This window comes from Psychrobacter sp. ANT206, assembly GCF_056880555.1.
Map to the genome: position 1 here is coordinate 1,127,102 of NZ_CP096271.1, position 20,185 is coordinate 1,147,286.

16 protein-coding genes and 1 tRNA gene are annotated in these 20,185 nt (G+C 43.8%); 1 reads left to right on the forward strand and 16 read right to left on the reverse strand.

From position 1 onward, the window contains the following. Positions 1-112: 112 nt before the first annotated feature. Together bhcB and bhcA are read right to left on the reverse strand one after the other, a co-directional pair. Complete coding sequence (bhcB, locus tag M0221_RS04835; RefSeq protein ID WP_181210232.1) at positions 113-1,093, reverse strand: beta-hydroxyaspartate dehydratase BhcB; 981 nt, start codon at positions 1,091-1,093, stop codon at positions 113-115. A 63-nt stretch (positions 1,094-1,156) separates the two neighbouring features. Then, positions 1,157-2,332 (reverse strand): L-aspartate--glyoxylate aminotransferase BhcA, encoded by a 1,176-nt coding sequence (bhcA, locus tag M0221_RS04840; protein WP_440824338.1) that lies wholly within the window; start codon positions 2,330-2,332, stop codon positions 1,157-1,159. Between the two features lie 949 nt (positions 2,333-3,281). Here bhcA and M0221_RS04845 point away from each other — a divergent pair. Continuing rightward, the gene (locus M0221_RS04845; protein WP_440824336.1) at positions 3,282-4,964 is read left to right on the forward strand and encodes an NAD-dependent malic enzyme; all 1,683 of its coding nucleotides are present in this window, start codon (positions 3,282-3,284) and stop codon (positions 4,962-4,964) included. Between the two features lie 408 nt (positions 4,965-5,372). Here M0221_RS04845 and ureG read toward each other — a convergent pair whose 3' ends face one another. The 14 genes from ureG to M0221_RS04915 form a co-directional block, all read right to left on the reverse strand. Next, the gene (gene ureG / locus M0221_RS04850) at positions 5,373-6,026 is read right to left on the reverse strand and encodes an urease accessory protein UreG (RefSeq protein WP_483284537.1); all 654 of its coding nucleotides are present in this window, start codon (positions 6,024-6,026) and stop codon (positions 5,373-5,375) included. 38 nt (positions 6,027-6,064) lie between these two features. Next, complete coding sequence (locus tag M0221_RS04855; protein WP_483284538.1) at positions 6,065-6,880, reverse strand: urease accessory protein UreF; 816 nt, start codon at positions 6,878-6,880, stop codon at positions 6,065-6,067. Beyond that, complete coding sequence (ureE, locus tag M0221_RS04860; RefSeq protein WP_483284539.1) at positions 6,873-7,421, reverse strand: urease accessory protein UreE; 549 nt, start codon at positions 7,419-7,421, stop codon at positions 6,873-6,875. The genes M0221_RS04855 and ureE overlap by 8 nt, the downstream gene beginning before the upstream one ends. 73 nt (positions 7,422-7,494) lie before the next feature. Next, positions 7,495-9,639 carry an urease subunit alpha gene (gene ureC / locus M0221_RS04865; protein WP_483284540.1) on the reverse strand — a complete coding sequence of 715 codons (2,145 nt, stop codon included), beginning with the start codon at positions 9,637-9,639 and terminating at the stop codon, positions 7,495-7,497. A 74-nt stretch (positions 9,640-9,713) separates the two neighbouring features. Next, on the reverse strand, positions 9,714-10,016 hold the full coding sequence (gene ureA, locus M0221_RS04870; RefSeq protein WP_010200554.1) for an urease subunit gamma: 303 nt from the start codon (positions 10,014-10,016) through the stop codon (positions 9,714-9,716). A gap of 150 nt (positions 10,017-10,166) precedes the next feature. After that, positions 10,167-11,183 carry an urease accessory protein UreD gene (locus M0221_RS04875; RefSeq protein ID WP_483284541.1) on the reverse strand — a complete coding sequence of 339 codons (1,017 nt, stop codon included), beginning with the start codon at positions 11,181-11,183 and terminating at the stop codon, positions 10,167-10,169. Positions 11,184-11,227: 44 nt separating this feature from the next. Further along, complete coding sequence (gene urtE / locus M0221_RS04880; RefSeq protein WP_483284542.1) at positions 11,228-11,926, reverse strand: urea ABC transporter ATP-binding subunit UrtE; 699 nt, start codon at positions 11,924-11,926, stop codon at positions 11,228-11,230. A 46-nt stretch (positions 11,927-11,972) separates the two neighbouring features. Then, the gene (urtD, locus tag M0221_RS04885; protein ID WP_483284543.1) at positions 11,973-12,944 is read right to left on the reverse strand and encodes an urea ABC transporter ATP-binding protein UrtD; all 972 of its coding nucleotides are present in this window, start codon (positions 12,942-12,944) and stop codon (positions 11,973-11,975) included. After that, positions 12,944-14,014 carry an urea ABC transporter permease subunit UrtC gene (gene urtC / locus M0221_RS04890; protein ID WP_010200558.1) on the reverse strand — a complete coding sequence of 357 codons (1,071 nt, stop codon included), beginning with the start codon at positions 14,012-14,014 and terminating at the stop codon, positions 12,944-12,946. The genes urtD and urtC overlap by 1 nt, the downstream gene beginning before the upstream one ends. 10 nt (positions 14,015-14,024) lie before the next feature. Beyond that, positions 14,025-15,824 (reverse strand): urea ABC transporter permease subunit UrtB, encoded by a 1,800-nt coding sequence (gene urtB / locus M0221_RS04895; protein ID WP_483284544.1) that lies wholly within the window; start codon positions 15,822-15,824, stop codon positions 14,025-14,027. Positions 15,825-15,963: 139 nt separating this feature from the next. Continuing rightward, positions 15,964-17,328 (reverse strand): urea ABC transporter substrate-binding protein, encoded by a 1,365-nt coding sequence (gene urtA, locus M0221_RS04900; RefSeq protein ID WP_483284545.1) that lies wholly within the window; start codon positions 17,326-17,328, stop codon positions 15,964-15,966. Between the two features lie 620 nt (positions 17,329-17,948). Further along, positions 17,949-18,025, reverse strand: a tRNA-Ile gene (locus M0221_RS04905). Positions 18,026-18,107: 82 nt separating this feature from the next. Further along, a complete protein-coding gene (locus M0221_RS04910) occupies positions 18,108-18,911 on the reverse strand; it encodes a pteridine reductase (RefSeq protein ID WP_483284546.1) in 804 nt (267 codons plus the stop codon). A gap of 59 nt (positions 18,912-18,970) precedes the next feature. Beyond that, entirely contained in the window at positions 18,971-20,143 is a 1,173-nt protein-coding gene (locus M0221_RS04915) for a tRNA nucleotidyltransferase/poly(A) polymerase-related protein (protein WP_483284547.1), read from the reverse strand. Positions 20,144-20,185 lie beyond the last annotated feature (42 nt).

Genomic DNA, 20,185 nt, shown 5'->3' on the forward strand with positions numbered 1-20,185 from the left:
ATTAGTTAGTGTTATAAAAAGCCGTTTAAACTTGCGCATTACTGGCGCTTAGTTAACGCTCTATTTGTAATCAGTTATTGATACCTAATTACTGATATTTAGTTGCCAATCGTTAATTCCAAGGCAACTTGTCGAGATCAACGTTACCACCAGTGATGATGACGCCAACCTTTTTACCTGCAAAAACGTCTTTGTTCTTCAGGATAACAGCAAGCGGCACGGCACAGCTTGGTTCGATGATGATTTTCATATGCGTCCAAGTCAGTTTCATCGCTTCAACGATTTCTTCTTCAGTCGCGGTCAAAATATCAGTCACATAATTGCTAACAAAATGCCAAGTCAAATCTTTAAGCGGCACTTTTAAACCATCGGCAACCGTGTTTGGTGCATCATCAGCGATAATATGACCGGCTTTAAATGAGCGCGCGGCATCATCAGCGTTGACTGGCTCAGCAGCATAAATTTTGACATCTGGTGCTAGGTTCGACAACGTCAAACAAGTACCTGAAATCATACCGCCACCACCAATGGGTGCCACAACCATATCAGGTTTTTCACCAATCTCTTCCATTTGTTCTAAAAACTCACGTGAGCAAGTGGCTTGTCCAGCGATAACGCGTGGATCATTGTACGGATGGACAAAGTCGCCGCCTGTTTCTGCTTGAACTTTGGCAAAGACTTCTTCACGTGATGTGGTTGATGGCTGGCATTCGGTGATGATACCCCCATAGCCACGTACCGCGGCTTTTTTAGCTTCAGGCGCGCTATGCGGCATGACGACATTACAAGGTATACCACGCTGGCCTGCCGCATAAGATAAAGATAAGGCATGGTTACCTGAGCTGTGTGTACAGACGCCATTTTTGGCATCTTCGTCAGAGAGACCAAACACTGCATTTGAGGCGCCACGTACTTTAAATGCACCCGCTTTTTGAAAGTTCTCACATTTAAAGAACATCTCACAGCCAGCCAGCTCATTTAAAAAGCGAGAGGTCAGAACAGGAGTGCGATGGATATATGGTTTGATGCGCTCATGCGCTTCTAACATATCATCAAGGGTTGGAATCACTAATCCATTATCATTTGTTATCATAAAAAATAGTCCTTCATCTTTTGTTTAACTCTTGTTATTTAATAGCTTATTATCTAATAAATTTTATTTAGTTGGTGCGCTGTGGCGATAATACTCTTGTGCAGCCGCAACGCCTTGTCCGAGTTTAATAGGGTAGCCTAAATCAACCATTGCCATCTCAATCGTTGCAAGCCCTGCTAGTACCATAACTTCAGTTAATGAACCTAGATGACCGATTCTAAATGCTTTACCATTCATCTCGCCCAAACCAATACCAAATGAGATACCATATTTATTAAACGCATGATCGGTCAGCTTGTTACTGTCAAAGCCTTCAGGAACAAAGATGGCGCTGACGGTATTAGAATAAAGGTCAGGTGTTTTTGCACACAGTTTCATACCCCAAGCGCTAACCGCTTGTCGTACGCCTTCGGCTAGACGGTAATGACGTGCATAGACATTATCAAGACCTTCATCAAACAACATCTCAAGACTTTCTCTTAGGCCATAGATGAGATTTAATGGTGGCGTATAAGGGAAGCCGCCGTTGGCATTGGCATTTAACATATCACGAAAAGCAAAATAAGTACGTGGAAGCTTTGCCTCATCCATATGACTCAAAGCTTTTTGACTGACGCCCAATATTGCCATACCCGTTGCGAGCATAAAGCCTTTTTGTGAGCCGGCAACAGCAACGTCTACGCCCCAAGCATCCATCTCAAAAGGGACACAAGCAATTGAGCTAACACCATCTACGAATAATAAAGCAGGGTGGTCACTGCTATCCATGGCTTCGCGAACGGCGCCAATATCACTTAAAACACCTGTTGCTGTTTCGTTATGGGTGACCATGACGGCTTTGATTTCGTGTGCGGTGTCTTCGTTTAAAATTGCTTGGAATTTATCAGCAGGTGCGCCTGTTCCCCAATCGCATTCTACAACTTGCACATCAAGTCCGTGGCGCTGACACATATCGATCCAGCGATGCGAGAACATACCATAGCGTGCAATCAGAACTTTATCACCAGGTGACAAGGTATTGCTAATAGCAGCTTCCCAGCCACCTGTGCCGCTAGAGGTAAATAGAATGATTTCGCCATCTTGGGTGCCAAATACTTTTTTACAATCAGCAAGCACCGGTAAGAACGTGTCTGAGAAATCAGGCGCACGGTGATCTTGCGTCGGCACGTTCATCGCGCGACGTAATCTGTCAGGAATATTGGTAGGGCCAGGAATAAAAATTGGGTTTTGTAGCGACATGATTGACATCCTTGTAAGTGCATATAAAGGGGCACGATTGTTGTATAAGCAGGGGTTCATGCGAATTTAATGCAAGAGTCTTCCTGACTCATACAGTTTGGGTTTTGTGTTTTTAAGATTTAAAAAATTAACCATGTCAAAGAAAGGAGTTGCAGGTGATTGGTCACTTTACTACTTACTGCGTTCTTTTTATGGTGTTCTTGCGGTAACGATTTTTACGAAGGATAAAATAAGAGGTTTTGGTTGAAAAAGTGTAGATACTCATCAACTTGTTAAAATATAGCACTAATAGTAAGTTGTAACAAGGTGTTTTTAAATAACCTTTGTGCTAGACTTCTCAAGACTATTACAGTGACTGTTTTGCGTAAATAGCCGACATTAGTCCTATTTATTCTTTTATGCTTTGACCGAAATAATTCATGATTGCTATTTCAGTTGTATGATGTCTTCAAGAGCTGCTATAACTTCAGTATAATAGGGATTCTTGCCGACAACTTTGCCTTGATTGGTTATATCAATTGGATAACGTTTGTATCGCTATTCTTAATTACTAAGCCATCGCATTAAGTTATCTGTTAGATAGCCTCTGCTTTACATTCTGTACTATATCTCTGCAATTTTTTGGTCATGGTAAGCGCCTCGTCCAGTGGTTAGTTTACTAAGTTTATCTTTACAGTTTCTTCAGCATCGCTCAATTTCTAACTTGCTAAAAACAACTTATTCAATTAAGAAAATACAATAAAAAACCCTTCATTATCAATGTTGAGGGTTTACAAAAGACATTGTATTTATGATAGATATCAATTCTTTAAGTATGTCAGCTTGAACGAATTTGAGCAAGCTAGAGCAAAACATAAATTTAAATAATTTCATTTGTTTAATGAATCGATAAAAATATTTAACCCATTAACCTTGTACCACCCCATACTTTTAATAAGAAGATTTTATCATGTTAAACCAACGTCCGTTATATATCCCCTTTGCAGGTCCTGCACTATTAGAAACCCCTTTATTGAATAAGGGCAGTGCTTTTTCATCAGAGGAGCGCGATAGCTTTAATTTAACCGGTCTATTACCTCATAATATTGAGACGATTGAAGAGCAGTCATCACGTGCTTATCTTCAACTACGCTCATTTACCAGTGATATGGATAAGCATATTTATTTGCGTAATATACAAGACACCAATGAGACATTATTTCACCATTTGATTGAGCAGCATATTGAGGAAGTCATGCCGCTCATCTATACCCCTACGGTTGGGCAAGCGTGTGAAAAATTCTCTCAAATCTATCGCCGTAAACGTGGTTTATTTATCTCTTATCCTGAACGTCATAAAATCGATGACATGCTGCAAAACGCCACCAAACAAAACGTAAAAGTTATCGTGGTCACTGATGGCGAGCGTATCTTGGGCTTAGGTGACCAAGGTATTGGCGGTATGGGAATTCCAATTGGTAAATTGGCTTTATACACCGCTTGTGGTGGTATTAGTCCCGCTTATTGCTTACCTATTTTGTTAGATGTCGGTACCAATAATCAGCAGTTGCTTGACGATCCTATGTATATGGGCTGGAGAAATCCACGCATCTCTGGCGACGAGTACAATGAATTTGTAGACTTATTTATTCAGGCTGTTAAGCGTCGTTGGCCCGAGGTGTTATTGCAATTTGAAGATTTTGCGCAGGAAAATGCGACCCCATTATTGAATAAATATCGTGATCAGCTATGTTGCTTTAACGATGATATTCAAGGAACTGCGGCTGTTTCAGTCGGTACATTGATTGCAGCATGTTTAAATAAAAGCCAGAAACTTAGCCAACAAAATATTGCTTTCTTGGGTGCAGGATCTGCAGGCTGCGGTATCGCTGAGCACATTATTCGTCAGATGCAGCGTGAAGGGTTAACAGAAGAGCAGGCTCGCAGACAGGTATTTATGGTTGACCGTTATGGTCTGCTAACCGATAGCATGACAGAGCTACAAAAATTCCAAACACCGTTAGTGCAAAAAGAAACAGATATTGAACATTGGGATAAGAGTCAAAAACTTGGCTTAGCACAAGTGGTTAAACAAGCAAGAATAACTGTCTTGTTTGGCGTAAGCGGACAAAAAGGTCTCTTTACGCAAGAGGTCGTCGAAGCTTTATGTGCTAATACTGAACATCCTATTGTATTGCCGCTATCAAATCCAACGTCTCGTGTTGAAGCAACACCGCAAGAAGTGACTAACTGGAGTCGTGGTAAGGCCATTGTTGCAACCGGCAGTCCTTTTCCTAATACCACTTTTGAAGGTCAGTCTTTTGAAGTCTCTCAGTGTAATAACAGCTATATATTCCCTGGTATTGGCCTAGGTGTATTAGCAGCACGTGCGACGGGTATCAGCGATAATATGCTGACGGCGGCAAGCCAAGCACTTGCAGATATCTCAGTAGAATATGAAAAAGCGCCCGGTGCCATATTGCCGCCCATTAAATTCATTAGAGAAATCAGTGAAAAAATAGCCTATGCAGTTGCCCTGCAAGCAATTGAAGATAAATTGGCATTACCGGTAACGGCAGAAAACTTAGAGCGTCGATTAAAAGCTAACTTCTGGTTACCTAAATACCGCGACTATCGCCGTACTTCTTTCTAACAGTTAGAAAATCCGACCAAGAAGCCGAATGCTACGATTAAAAGTAGCATTCGGCTTTTTTAATGATAACAATACTAATCCACTAGCCGTTGACGTTTTTCTGGTGAAATTTTTACGTATAATGAATTCAGTATTAAAGCGATACAGTGGGACTGGAATGAGTTTTACGCAGCCTCTGTCGGCGTAGGCACCGCATGCTAAAAAAATTTATACCAGTACTGCGTTGGAACATAACGTATCTATTTTATTTGGAATTGACTATATCATGGTTTGTGAGGTTTTTATGGTCATGATAAATCCTTAATGTGTAAGCTAATCGATATGATCACTGTCTGATAATCTGCTTATCATTCAGTAGTTTGCAGAACATCTATTTATGCCATAGCATGTGGCATTATAGACACAGTCTTACGCTATGCTTATCATGCCTTTATCAAGGATAAAGGCAACAATGTCATCAACGCCTTCACCCGTTTTCATGTTGCTAAAGACCACAGGCTTATCGCCGCGCATTTTTTTGGCATCACGTGCCATCACCTCAAGTGACGCGCCTACGAAAGGGGCAAGGTCGGTTTTATTGATAATGAGCAAGTCCGATTTCATGATACCAGGGCCGCCTTTACGAGGGATTTTATCGCCTGCCGAGACGTCAATGACATATAGTGTCAAGTCGGACAATTCAGGGCTAAAAGTTGCTGCCAAATTATCGCCACCAGACTCGATGATAATAAGCTCAAGACCTGCAAACTGCTGCTGTAATTCGGCGATGGCAGATAGGTTAATCGAGGCATCTTCACGGATGGCAGTATGCGGGCAGCCACCCGTTTCGACACCACGAATGCGCTCGGCTGGCATGGCCTCATGACGCGTTAAAAATTCAGAGTCTTCTTTGGTATAAATATCATTGGTCACTACGGCCATGTTGACGTCATCGCGCAGGCGTTGACACAATCTCAGCGTTAATGCCGTTTTTCCTGAGCCTACAGGGCCACCAATACCTAGGCGTAGTGGTGATAATGTCGTGTCTGAATGTTTGTTTTCGACTTTAGGAGTTAGTGCCATAAATAAATGTCCTCAATAAGTGTTTGGGTTATCAGCGATTAAGAGCGAAATAAGCGGCTGTATTGCCTTTCATGCTGGCAAGACAGGAGCGCTAAATTTGGTAAGTTGGCTGATATTTGTAACTGTTGATAAAGTAGATTTAGCTTTGATATCGTTATGTCAGAGCTATCTGCCATTAACGGCAGCCTTTGAGCGTACAAAAAGCTTTGCTTGACGCGAGCAGCCAGTGGCTGTACTTGTTGGCTTAGTAGCTGTTGCAGCTGCCAAATGATTCGCTGTCCTGCCATTTGCCCAAGCGGTACGGTCTTGACCGCAGCCAGCACCATGTTTTCGATTTGGCCAAAGGCGTAAGTGGTCATGGCTTGTACAGGGTTAAATTGCCAGTGCGAGCTGATATGGGCAAACAGTGGCAAAAACCCATAAGCGAGTAAGCTATCAGGCACATTGAGCTCAAGGACATTATCAAGCCATGCGGATAAAGACAGCGCCAATTGACTTGACTCATAGACGAACTCTTTGGTTTCGCGGCTAGCGTGGTAATCTGCACCTAGAGCATCAGCAAGTGCGACGTCCTCAATCATAAGGGCCTCTATCATCAGCGCTAGTAGCGGTAGCTCATAACGACATAATGCTAGCTCCAGATAATCACTCATAAAGTCCATGCTACTGCTTTCATCATAAATAAGCCCTGACTCAATAGCCGGTTCTATGCCTTGCGAGTAGGTATAACTGCCAATAGGTAAGTTGCTTGACGCCAGCATGAGCAAACGTCCGGTCAAATCTACATGATTCAGATCATTTATACCTTGTGCGGTACTGGCAGGATGCTGGGAGTGCGTGGCATGATTAGTCATGAGAGTTGCCATGGGTGTGTGAATGGTCGTGATCGTGATGACTATGACTATGACCATGAGAGTGAGAATGTCCGCCGTGCTCACCTTTATACGCACCCGTTTCTGGCTCAAATGGCGCTTGTACGGCTTGGGTATGTAGGCCAAGTTGATGTAACATCGCTTCTAAAACATGGTCAGGCTCAAAGTAGAGTGCATTAGGTGTCAGCATTAAAGGCACATGGCGGTTGCCTAAATGGTAAGCGCCTTTCATAAGGTCAAAATCATTATCAGCGGTTACTTCTATCAAAGCCTGCTTGGCAGCTATTATTTGTATCAAGTTGCCTTGATGGTCTGCCAGCACACTGCCATTCTTAATGGTTTCCGTACGTGGCAAATCAACACCAATGGATTCTTGGTGCTGGGTTTTTGCTTTAAAACGGCTACGCTGACGGGTGTCGAAATCTAAATATAAAAAGTTTTCTGCCTGTTTTTGCCTATCAATGATCGCTTGTTGTTCAGCGCTAAGGGTTGATAGATCAAGGCGTTGCGTATAAATGTTCATAATTATGTTTATGGTCCGTTAAAGTAGATGATTCACAGCTGATGGGGATTATCAGCACGACAATAAAAAGCAGCTAGAATAAAAAATAGCGCTGTGCCATCGGTAGATAGTCGGCAGGCTCACAGGTCAGCAGCTCACCATCGGCATACACTTCATAGGTCTCAGGATTGACCTCCATCTGAGGACAGTAGCTGTTGAATTTCATGTCTTGTTTGCGTACCTTACGAATGTTATGTACTGCTTTGATGACCTTTTCTAATCCTAATTGCCTATCAACACCCTTATCAATAGCCGCACTTGACATAAAGGTGATGCAAGTCTGCGCCACTGTCTTGGGGAAGCTGCCAAACATGCTGCGATAGTGCACAGGCTGTGGGGTGGATATGGAAGCATTGGGGTCGCCCATAGGTGCCGCTGCAATCAAACCGCCTTTTATAATTAAATCAGGCTTGACACCAAAAAATGCAGGCGACCACAACACTAAATCTGCCCATTTTCCCAACTCCAGTGATCCTACTTCATCACTAATGCCATGGGTAATAGCAGGATTGATGGTGTATTTTGCGAGGTAGCGTTTGATACGAAAGTTGTCATTGCCGCTATCAGAATCCGTAGGACTTAGCATGATATTGTCTAAGGACTGCTCGGTTTTAGCTGATTGATCAGGAGCAAGGTAACCACGCTGGGCTTTCATCTTATCAGCCGTTTGCCATGTGCGAATAATGACTTCTCCCACGCGTCCCATCGCTTGCGAATCACTACTCATCATGGAGATAACGCCCATATCTTGTAAAATATCTTCAGCGGCGATGGTTTCTTTACGAATACGGCTTTCTGCAAAAGCGACATCTTCAGCAATGGCTGGGCTTAGATGGTGACAAACCATGAGCATGTCGAGATGCTCGTCAATAGTATTAATGGTGAAAGGACGCGTTGGGTTGGTGGACGAGGGCAAAACGTTGGTTTCGCCAATAGCTTTTAAGATATCTGGAGCATGACCACCGCCAGCGCCTTCGGTATGGAAGGTGTGAATACAGCGGTCTTTAAACGCGCCAAGAGTGCTATCTAAATAGCCACTTTCATTTAACGTATCAGTATGAATAGCAACTTGCACATCATATTCTTCAGCCACACTAAGGCAGTTATCAATGGCTTTGGGCGTGGAGCCCCAGTCTTCATGAAGTTTAAGCCCGATAGCACCCGCTTCAATCTGCTCTACAATGGGAGCAGGCAGACTAACATTGCCTTTACCCAAGAATCCGATGTTCATCGGGATAGCATCAGTGGCTTTTAGCATGCTGTGAATATGATAGGCACCAGGAGTACAAGTGGTGGCAAGAGTACCTTCAGCAGGTCCCGTACCACCGCCTAACATCGTGGTTATACCAGACATCAATGCCGTCTCACATTGCTGCGGCGCAATGAAGTGAATATGGCTATCAATCCCGCCAGCAGTTAAGATTTTACCTTCTCCTGCGATAATTTCGGTAGCTGCGCCAATAGGTAACGTCACGTTCGGCTGAATATCAGGGTTGCCAGCTTTACCGATGCCACTGATACGACCCTCTTTGATAGCGATATCTGCCTTATAGATACCGCTATAGTCCACAATTAGAGCATTGGTAATAATAGTATCGGCAACTTGGTCACCTATTAGCTGTGACTGACCCATGCCATCGCGGATAACCTTACCACCGCCAAATTTAACCTCTTCACCGATGCTAACGCTATCAATGTCAGGCTGGTGATCAATATGACTGGTCAAATCATATTCAACCTCAAGCCATAAATTTGTATCTGCCAAGCGTACTTTGTCCCCTGTGGTAGGGCCAAAATGTTCGGCATAAATACGTCGGTCAATGCGTTTTTTCGAGGTGTTTTGAGAGGTGTCTTGAGAGGTTCTAGGGTCTACAACGCCCATAACTTTGCCCGAAAAACCATAAATGTGCTGTCTACCTGAGATGGCAACCAGTTCCACTTCGCGCGCTTGTCCCGGCTCAAAACGTACAGCAGTGCCAGATAGGATATTGAGTCGATAGCCAAGCGTCGACTCTCGATCAAAGCTCAGTGCTGCATTGACTTCATAGAAGTGATAATGAGAACCGATTTGAATAGGGCGGTCGCCGGTATTGATTACTGCTATGGTTTGAACGCAGCGACCAGCATTCAATGCCATATCGCCTGCTTTAATCTTATATTCGCCTACTTTCATCGTCATTTTTATTATCCTTAATCGTCTTACGGCAATGGCTCTAGTTCAATATCGTTGTATACGACTTTATAGCAAACAAGCTATACGATGGGGTTATGTACCGTCACCAGCTTAGTGCCATCGGGGAAAGTGGCTTCAACTTGGACATCGTGTATCATCTCTGCAATGCCTTCCATGACGTCATCGGCAGAGAGATAAGTGGCTCCTTCACTCATCAGTTGCGCCACGGTTTTGCCATCACGTGCGCCTTCCATTAGTAACATGCTAATGTAAGCGATAGACTCAGGATAATTGAGTTTTACACCGCGATTTTTACGACGTTCCGCCACCATACCGGCTGTAAATAATAAGAGTTTATCTTTCTCTGTAGGATTTAATTGCATAAAGCTTCCTTAATAATTATTATGCTTTAAAGACTATGAACCGTTTTTAATCTTCATAAAGTAAATGTGCCAAGGTAAACGTACTAAGTAGGGTTATTCTGGTTTGATTAAGCATTGTTTAAGGATGATAGTATGCAGGAGCACATGATGTTAGGTGTCCCAAATTCTCGGTCGATGAGGCTCAAGTTTGTACCATTTAGACCTGATAAGCTCGCGAATTTGGTAAAAAGCCTCAAAGCAGGCACGCACATCTGCCCCTAAATAACGGCAATTAATACCTTGAAAATTATGAGTACAATAAATAGGTAATGACTGCGTATCAATGAGATGGCGTATCTCGGTAATAGTGGCATCTAAATATTGGCCGAGCTTGAGCGGATTATTCTGTAGTTCTGGCGCAATGACCTCTGTGCTAGGTATTGCCCAAAAAGAGCCATGCACATGTTGATTGTTCAGTCCTAATGGTGAGGTAAACCAGCGCGTATTGGCTTGCTGGGAGGTGCACTCACTGACCAATAGATCACTCTCACGCCATATCTCTAAGCGGTTGGCATAATGACCATTAGCAAAAGTCTCTTGATACGCTTGACGTCCGAACACAGCAATATCCCAAGTCAATAAACTTGCCGTCTTAGCTAAATAAAAGCGGTTATTGGCAGTAGAGACAGAATGATCGTAATAAATGCTTTCTTGTGGTAGCCATTCAAGGACAGCGTGGTCATCGAGGCGGGCGTCGATAGATTGTTCTGCGCTGACGGTATTGTCGATAATATGGGAACAGGAGCTATTATTGAGAGGATGGTCAGAGTCGTTGCTAGTTGTCTCTTGAGTACCCTCGGCAGGTTTTGATGAGTCGCTGGGTCTAGAGGATCGTAATGATTTGCGTTGCCCGTACCATTTACCGGCTCCAGGGGTGGTAATCACCGCATGGCTATTAGAGTGTAGGTCAAATTCCAGTGTTAAGCGGTCATCATCGGCGATACCAGCAGGAGGATACAACACATAAATATGGCAAATTCCTGCTTGGCTGTTATCAGTACTATCAGGCTCAGGATACAGCGCACGCTGCACCATTAACGCCCCAGTATGGGCACGATGATACAGCCGAGTTTTTGCAGCATTAGAGGCGCAGTCGAAATGAAGCTGTAGTGAGGATTGCCAAGTCAAAATTGTATTTCCTTTTAGAAAGTGCCCTTTTAGAAAGTATCCTTTTAGATTGCCACCAACTCTTGAATATTATTTTTTGCCATGTCACATCCAGCCCCTTGAGCAACTACTTGTCCTCTAGAGAGCACGGTATAGTTATCGGCAAGCTCTTCTGCAAACTCATAAAATTGCTCGACCAGTATAATGGCCATTTTACCTTGATAACCTAAATCCCTAATGACCCGCCCGATGTCCTTGATGATAGAGGGCTGAATACCTTCAGTCGGCTCATCGAGTACCAGCACAGATGGCTCGGAGGCAAGCGCACGAGCAATAGCGAGCTGCTGCTGCTGACCGCCAGATAGATCGCCGCCGCGCCGATGCTTCATCTCGTCCAGCACTGGAAATATATCATACAAGTGTTTGGGTACTTTGCTTGCTTTTCGTTGAGAAAATTTCGCCATGCCAATCAGAATGTTTTCTTCAACGGTCAAAGTGGAAAAGATATCACGTCCTTGCGGTACATAAGCGAGTCCTGCGCGTACACGCTGCTCAGGCGTCATCTGACTAATGTCCTTACCGTCTAATAAAATTTCACCTGATTTTATTGGTAGGATGCCCATCAAGCATTTAAGCAAGGTGGTTTTACCGACGCCATTACGACCCAGTACCACGCTACATTCTCCTACCGGTGCGGCGAGGGTGACATCACGTAAAATGTGACTGCCACCATAATATTGATTTATGGCATTAATTTCTAACATATAAGCACCTCTATTTTTTAGGTCTATTTCTAAGCACTACTATCAATTATCGACCCAAGTAAGTCTCAATAACGGCCTCATTATTCTGTACTTCATTTAACGTGCCTTCAGCCAAAATAGCGCCATTTGCTAAGACCGTTACTTTCTCACTTATGGCATCAATAAAGGTCATATCATGCTCAACCACGATTAAAGTATGATTCTTTTTGAGGCGCAGACATAACTCAGCGGTATGTTCGGTTTCGGCATCTGTCATGCCTGCCACTGGTTCATCAAGCAAAATAAGCTTTGGTCTTTGCATCAACAACATCCCAATCTCTAGCCACTGTTTTTGACCATGAGATAACAGTCCTGCTGGCTTGTTAATCAGCTCTTTTAGGCGTATTTGATCAAGCGTTGAGTCAAGCGTATCTTGGATTTCTGCGTCAATACGAGTAAACCAGCTTTTTGACACTCGCTTATCCTTTGGCGCGGCCAGCATTAAGTTATCAAGTACAGTAAATTTCTCAAATACGGTAGGTTTTTGAAACTTACGACCAATGCCTGCTTCCGCGATTTCTTCGGTAGATAGTTTGGCTAAATTATGTATTTGACCGAAAAATGCACTGCCTTTAGTAGGACGCGTTTTACCAGTGATGACATCCATTAAAGTCGTCTTACCTGCGCCATTAGGGCCGATGATGCAGCGTAGCTCGCCTGCCTCAATGTATAAAGATAAGTCATTGAGTGCACGGAACGAGTCAAACCACACGCTAACGTCTTCTAAATACAGCGCAATACCATGTCTCATATCTGGCCCTGATTTGGGAACAGGATGCGCTAAACCACCACTATCTCCGTAATCTTCAGCCAGAGTAGTGACTGGTCGGGTAGGCGTGTTTTCTGCGACCGTTATGTGTGGTATATTTTTAGAGTTTTTCATTGGATTATTGATACTAGGATTGTTTTTAACAAGCGTATCGTTAGTAACTTTTTGGGAAGTAGCAGCATTAGAAGGAGCAGCATTAGTTATTAACATTATTCTTTTTCCTTTTTAAAACGATCAAGTACGCCAATGATGCCGTTAGGGAGAAATAAAGTAACCACCACAAATAATCCACCTAGGATAAGCAACCAAAACTCCGGATAGGCAACGGTAAAATAAGTCTTAATCGCATTGATTGCACCTGCGCCTACGATAGCACCAATGAGTGAACCTCTGCCTCCCGCAGCCACCCATACTGCCATCTCGATAGAGTTGACGGGGTTCATCTCACCGGGATTAATGATGCCAACTTGCGGTACATATAGAGCACCAGCGATACCAGCAATGACTGCAGACAATACCCAAGCAGAAAGCTTGTACCAAAGCGTGCGATAGCCTAAATACTGCAATCGATTTTCACTATCACGAATGGCACCGAGCACGCGCCCATAAGGCTGGCTCATCAGGTAGCGTAGTCCAAGATAGGACAGTAGCAGCGCCAAAGCGGTCGTAAAACACAGCACAGCCCTTGTTGAAGAGGCAGTGATGTCATAACCTAATAGCGTGGTAAAACCTGTGAAGCCATTGTTACCACCGAAGCCTGTTTCATTACGGAAGAATAATAAGGCTGCCGCATAGGTCATGGCTTGAGTAATAATCGAAAAATAAACCCCTTTGATTTTTGAGCGAAAAGCAAAATAGCCAAAGATAAAAGCGACCAGACCGGGAACTAATACCACTAGAGCCATTGCCCACCAAAAGTGTTGAGTGCCTGCCCAATACCACGGCAGCTCGGTCCAACTTAAGAAACGCATAAAATCTGGTAAGCCCGTGCCAGCAGTTTCACGCGTCAAGTACATGCCAAAGGCATAACCTCCTAGCGCAAAATAAAGACCATGACCTAAGCTTAGGATGCCAGCATAGCCCCAGACCAAGTCTAAAGCCAGTGCTACCATGGCGAGCGCCATTATTTTACCAATCAAAGTTATCCAGTAAGCAGACAGGTGAAAACTAGAGGTTTCAGGTAGTAGATGGAGCCAAGGCAATATCAGTAGCACTAAAAAACACAAACCAATCAAAATGGCATTACGTGGGGAATCAGATAATAATTGAGTCAAACGCATGAGGTTCTCCTTAATCCACAAAACGGCCTTTGAGGGCGAATAAACCTTGTGGACGTTTTTGAATAAACAAAATCACAAGAACCAGTAATACAATTTTAGCCATCACAGCACCAATGCCAATCTCTAGCACCGTACCACTGACACCAAGACCTAAAGATGCCAATACCGCGCCCCATACTTGCCCAACACCGCCAACTACGACGACTAAGAACGCATCAATAATATAAGTTTGACCTAAGTCGGGTCCGACATTGCCTACTTGCGCCAAAGCACAGCCAGCGAGACCTGCGAGGCCCGAGCCAAGCCCAAAAGCCAACATGTCGATGCGAGCAGATGAGATACCAACTGCACGTGCCATTTGCCGGTTTTGAGTGACAGCGCGCACAAATAGCCCGAAACGAGTCTTATTAAGTAAGTACACCAGTAGCATAAGAATAATGATGGTAAAGCCGATAATAGCGATACGGTTGAAGGGAAGCACAAGGCTCGAGGACACTTGATAGGCACCGCTCAACCAGTCGACATTGCTGACTTCGACGTTTTGCGCGCCAAATATCATCCGAACCAACTGCATAAGAATCAAACTGACACCGAAAGTTGCCAGTAAGGTTTCAAGCTCACGACCGTAAAGCGGGCGAATAATGATTCGTTCGATAATCATGCCGATAATGGCACTGACTAAGAAAGCGACGGGTATAGCAGCAACCAGATACCATCCAGTCATACTAGGAAAATACGCTTGAAAGAGATTTTGCACCATATAAGTGGCATAAGCGCCAATCATAATGAGCTCACCGTGAGCCATATTGATGACACCCAGTAGTCCAAAAGTAATGGCCAGCCCTAATGCCGCGAGTAGTAAGATACTTGCCGTACTAAGCCCCGTGAACAGATGACCTATCCAAGTACTGATGGTAATGCGATGCTCAATACTATCCTCAGCGTCTAACAGCGCAGATTTGAGTACAGGATCGATATTATCTGCCGCCAATGCTTTTTTGACATCAACTAAGACTTGTGGACTATCGCTATCAGCAAGCACGGTAAGCGCGGCAATTTGGGTAGTGACGTCGCCATCTCTAAAATCAATTCTTGCTTGTAAGGTACTCAACGCTGTTTTGACGTCGTCGTCTTCCTCATTAGTGGCAGCAGTACTTATGAGTGCTGGATCTAGCTGTTCGATATTGTTCGCTAAGATGGCAACTGCTTGCACACGTTGCGCAGGATCGTTTGACTCAAGCTTAACCTTGGCTTGTCCAAACACTAAGGCTGAGCGTAGCGTATTGGTCAAAGTCACTTGCGCCAAGTCGCTAGGCCACTCGGTGGTCAGCTGCTTAGCAGGATAAGTAAATAGCTCATCTTCGCTGTTAAGTAGATAAGTTTGCCCACCATTACCTTGGTATAGCTCATCGTTTTTTATCAGCTCAACTAAAGCATCCAAACTCTCCACTGACCCCGGCCACTGGTTGAGCATGGTTTGGCGCTTGGTGAAGTCAGCAGCAACGAACTGTTCGATAGCGTCCCCTTTACTTATCGCAAGATTAGCAGGCGTAGTCAGAGACTGCTTGTTTTGAGCAAGTAAGGTGTCGTCTTGAGCAAGTAAGATCTCTTCACTTACAGCATTGGATGTCGCTGCCACAGTATTAGTCGATAGTTTCTCGCCATGGCTGTGTACTACTGGCGTCTCATGAGCATGAGCAGCTGATGTGATAGCAATGAGGAGGAGTAAAGATAGTAAGGCGATGATAAAAGTCTTATTAGAATAATTGGCTTGCGCGTCACTTTTATAATAGGAAGGAGAATGTGACATGATGGTTCCTTTTTTGCAGTCAACACTCCTCTAACCTCTACTGAAAAACTGTTTTATCAGTAGAGGAGCTAAAGGGTTGCTGGTATTGATACCATTAAGGGGCTAAGGATTAGGGACTAAGGCTTGGGTGACCACAACCTTATTTAGGAATGTACTGACTCCATGGCTCAGCACGAATGACTTTTGGCGTTTTGCTGATCACATCGAACTGACCATCGGCACGGATTTGACCGATCATGACAGGCTTCCATAAGTGATGGTTTTCCTCATCCATTTTTAATGTATACCCTGATGGCGCGTCAAAAGTCTGACCTCCCATACTAATACGCACTTTATCGACATTAGTGGTACCTGCTTTTTCGACTGCTTGTTTCCACATATTGATACCCACGTAGGTGGCTTCCATGGGATCATTGGTCACGACCTTTTCAGCATTCGGTAGCTTATGATCTAGCGCATATTTCTTATACTTTTTGGTGAAGCCGCTGTTGACAGGATTTTTAACCGACATAAAGTAGTTCCATGACGCCAAATGCCCTTGCAATAAGCTGGTATCGATACCGCGAAGCTCTTCTTCTCCTACTGAGAATGCCATGACGGGGATATCAGAGGCTTTAATACCCTGATTGGCAAGTTCACGATAAAAAGGTACGTTTGAATCCCCATTAATGGTAGAGATAACCGCCGTCTTTTTACCCGTAGAGAAGCTTTTAATATTACCAACGATGGTCTGATAGTTGCTAAAACCGAAAGGGGTGTACTCTTCCATGATGTCTGTTTCAGCGACGCCTTTAGACTTCAAGAAAGCACGCAATATCTGGTTAGTAGTCCGAGGATAGACATAATCTGTGCCAAGTAAAACGAAGCGTTCTGCACTACCGCCCTCTGGACTCATTAAATATTCAACGGCAGGAATAGCTTGCTGGTTAGGTGCAGCACCAGTGTAGAAAATGTTTTCTGACTGCTCTTGACCCTCGTACTGCACAGGGTAGAACATGAGACCATTTAGTTCTTCAACGACAGGCAGTACTGACTTACGTGATACCGACGTCCAACCCCCAAATATGACATCCACTTTATCTTGGGTTAATAGCTGACGCGCTTTTTCAGCGAATAACGGCCAATCAGAAGCGGGGTCTACGACGATTGGCTCTAGCTGCTTGCCCAACACACCGCCATTGGCATTAATTTCATCAATGGTCATGAGAGCAGTATCTTTTAATGATGTTTCAGAGATGGCCATCGTTCCAGATAAAGAATGCAAGATGCCAACTTTGATGGTGTCACCATCTGCCGCAGGGGTAGTAGCGGTCTCGGCCGTTTCGGTTTTTGTGGCTGTAGAATTGGTCTCAGCGCTAGTTTCTGCAGGTTTTTGACAACCTATAAGACTTAAGCTACCTACAACGGCTACTGCTAGTAGAGACAAACGTGATGTGATTTTTGAGTCGATACGATAATTTGTACTTATAGGAGTATCAGTGATAAGCGTTGGCAATAAAGACATATATTTCTCCAAAAAGATAAAGTAGCAGCTTGGTAGGCCGAGTTAACAAACCATTCCTAACTGCTATTAATACTTCAATATTTATGCCATTCCAAAATGCACAATAAACGCACCAATATCGGTCTTTTTAGGATATATTGCACTTTTTTCGCACCATGATAGTCTTTATGATTTTCTATGCACCATAAGTGTCTAGTCTAAGAGGATTAAAACGATTACATTGAAAGCGGTGGGCTGCTAAGTTCAGAAAGCATAAACAAGGGTGCTTGCAAAGCAAACCCCGATATTAATTAAGCCAATTGAGTACTCATAAAAGCAGTAAGGACTTGCTAAGACATGCCAGCATGTAGTGGCATAATAAATTTGGACAGTTGCTAAGAGGTTGTACTAAACAAAAGAAGGAACATAGTATGACCAACAAACGCAATCAATATACCTGATAATTCAAATTAGAAGCCATCAGCTTAGTCGTTGAACACAAACGTAAAGTACCTGACGGTGCTGATTCATTGGGGATAGGCAAATCCACCCTCAGAGGTTTATCGCACACTCTAACAAGCCAGCTAAAAACACTAGACAACAAAAAACCCCATAAACATTGCGTTTACGGGGTTTGAATTTGGTGGGCCCAGTAGGACTTGAACCTACGACCAAAGGATTATGAGTCCTCTGCTCTAACCAACTGAGCTATGGGCCCTTTAGACGCACAATGATACCTGATTTTTATATATTTTCAAGTAAAAGTTAGCAGATAGGGCATACTATTTGATGAATTATCACTAATTACCACCAGCCAGCGTCAAACTTCGGCCTCCATCTACGATTATTATCTCACCCGTCACATAACTGGCGTGCGCCAAATAGAGCACGCTATGCGCAATGTCAGCAGGGATGCCTATTCGCTGCATAGGAATGGAGCTTATAATCTTATTTTGCTGCTCGCTATCAATCGCTTGATCGCTATCTGCATCGGGTAAAATATTGACCCCAGGCGCGACCCCATTCACGCGTACATCAGGCGCCATATCCAGTGCTAAAGACTGCACCATCATCCGATGCGCCGCTTTTGCCATATTGTAAACCGTATAATTGGCAAACGGCTTATCCTGCGCATGAATATCAAGCAGACTAATAATACAACCTTGTTGTTGCTTAAGATAAGGTAGTAGTGCTTGGCTTAACAACAAAGGCGCTTTGGCATTGGTCAACAGCAGCTCGTCCCATTGGTCATAATTAATACTGCCAAGGGGAGTAGAGTAAAAGCGAGAGGCATTATGTACCAGTACGTCTAGTTGCCCGAATGCCTGCATAATAGTTTGGGTCAGGTGCTTGAGAGTGTCTGCCTGATTTACCACTGCCAAATCCGCGACAATAACCACAGCACTATGAGCGCAAGTATCATTCAGCACGTCTGCTAATGCATGTGCCTCTTGCTCACTATGATGACAATGGATAATGACGCGATAGCCTTGCTTATGAGCCGCACGAATAATAGCCGCGCCAATTCGCTTAGCACTACCTGTGACAAGCATAACGGGGGCAGATGCCATCATAGGCTGAGTGTTTTTAGATGTTTGAGTCATAATAGAATTTTAATTAGGATATGGTTTTAAAATTTTAAAGAGTGTTTAATGTTTTTATGTCAGGCTGTTTGCGTTTGTAAATGCTCAATTCTGCATTGACGCAAGGCTTTACCAATCGCTGGACCTTTGAGACTTTGATCAATATCATTCATACCAATACTGTGAAAGCTATTTAATGCCAACATCATCTGACGGTGCTGTATAGATAACTGTAATACTTGGCTTATGACCAAGAGCTGCGAGAGTTTTTCAGGCTCTTTATGGGCGCTGCAGGCTTGAATAAGATCAATTTTTTCGGCAGCACTGAGTTGGGTTATAACGCTTAATTTATCAGCTTGTTGTACGAATAAACCAGCAAATTGTGTTTGTGCCTTTGGTACTTTAGCCATATTACCTATATCGTTAATACTTTTGACAGCTGTTACGGCTTCAGTAGGCTTGATCTGAAATAACGATGGCTTAAGGCTAACCATTAATAGCGCCCAACGCTGTGATAGATTCAATTGCATCTGACCGGCGAAATATAGCGATGTTTGCACTGTCTCTCGTATCTGATCATCATTCCAAGCCTGATGTAACGGTGCAAAGTACTCTGCAAGGGCGCCAATATCAAATAGCTGTTGCCAGTATACCTGAGGGGAGAGCTGCATCATTGCACGGCTCGATTCTTGCCAAATACGCTCGCTACTTAAATGGGTAAGCTCTCCTGAAGCAACCAACTCACGCATCAAGACTAACGTGTCATCAGCGATAGTAAAGCCCAAATCGTAATAGCGGCTATAAAAGCGCGCCGTTCTCAGCACCCGTAAAGGGTCTTCGTTAAAGGCACTTGAGACATGACGTAGGGTTTTATTTTCAATATCCTGCAATCCGCCGTAGTAATCAATCACGTCACTACTTATCGGCGTATCGTCGGTTAAGCTAGTAACCTCTATGGCCATGGCATTGATCGTCAAGTCGCGCCGCTGCAAATCGTCTTTTAAACTAACGTCAATACTGGCATGCACGCTAAAGCCCTGATAGCCCAGACCTTGCTTACGCTCAGTTCGTGCGAGCGCATATTCCTCACGGCTTACTGGATGCAAAAATACAGGGAAATCTGCGCCTACTTGCTGAAAACCTGCGTCAATCATCTCAGTAACTGTTGCCCCAACGACGACGAAGTCTTTATCTTTAATAGGGCGCCCTAATAGCTGATCACGTACTGCACCGCCGACGAGATACACTTGCATAATACTCTCTTTATATTTACTACCAATTAACCTAAATTTTGT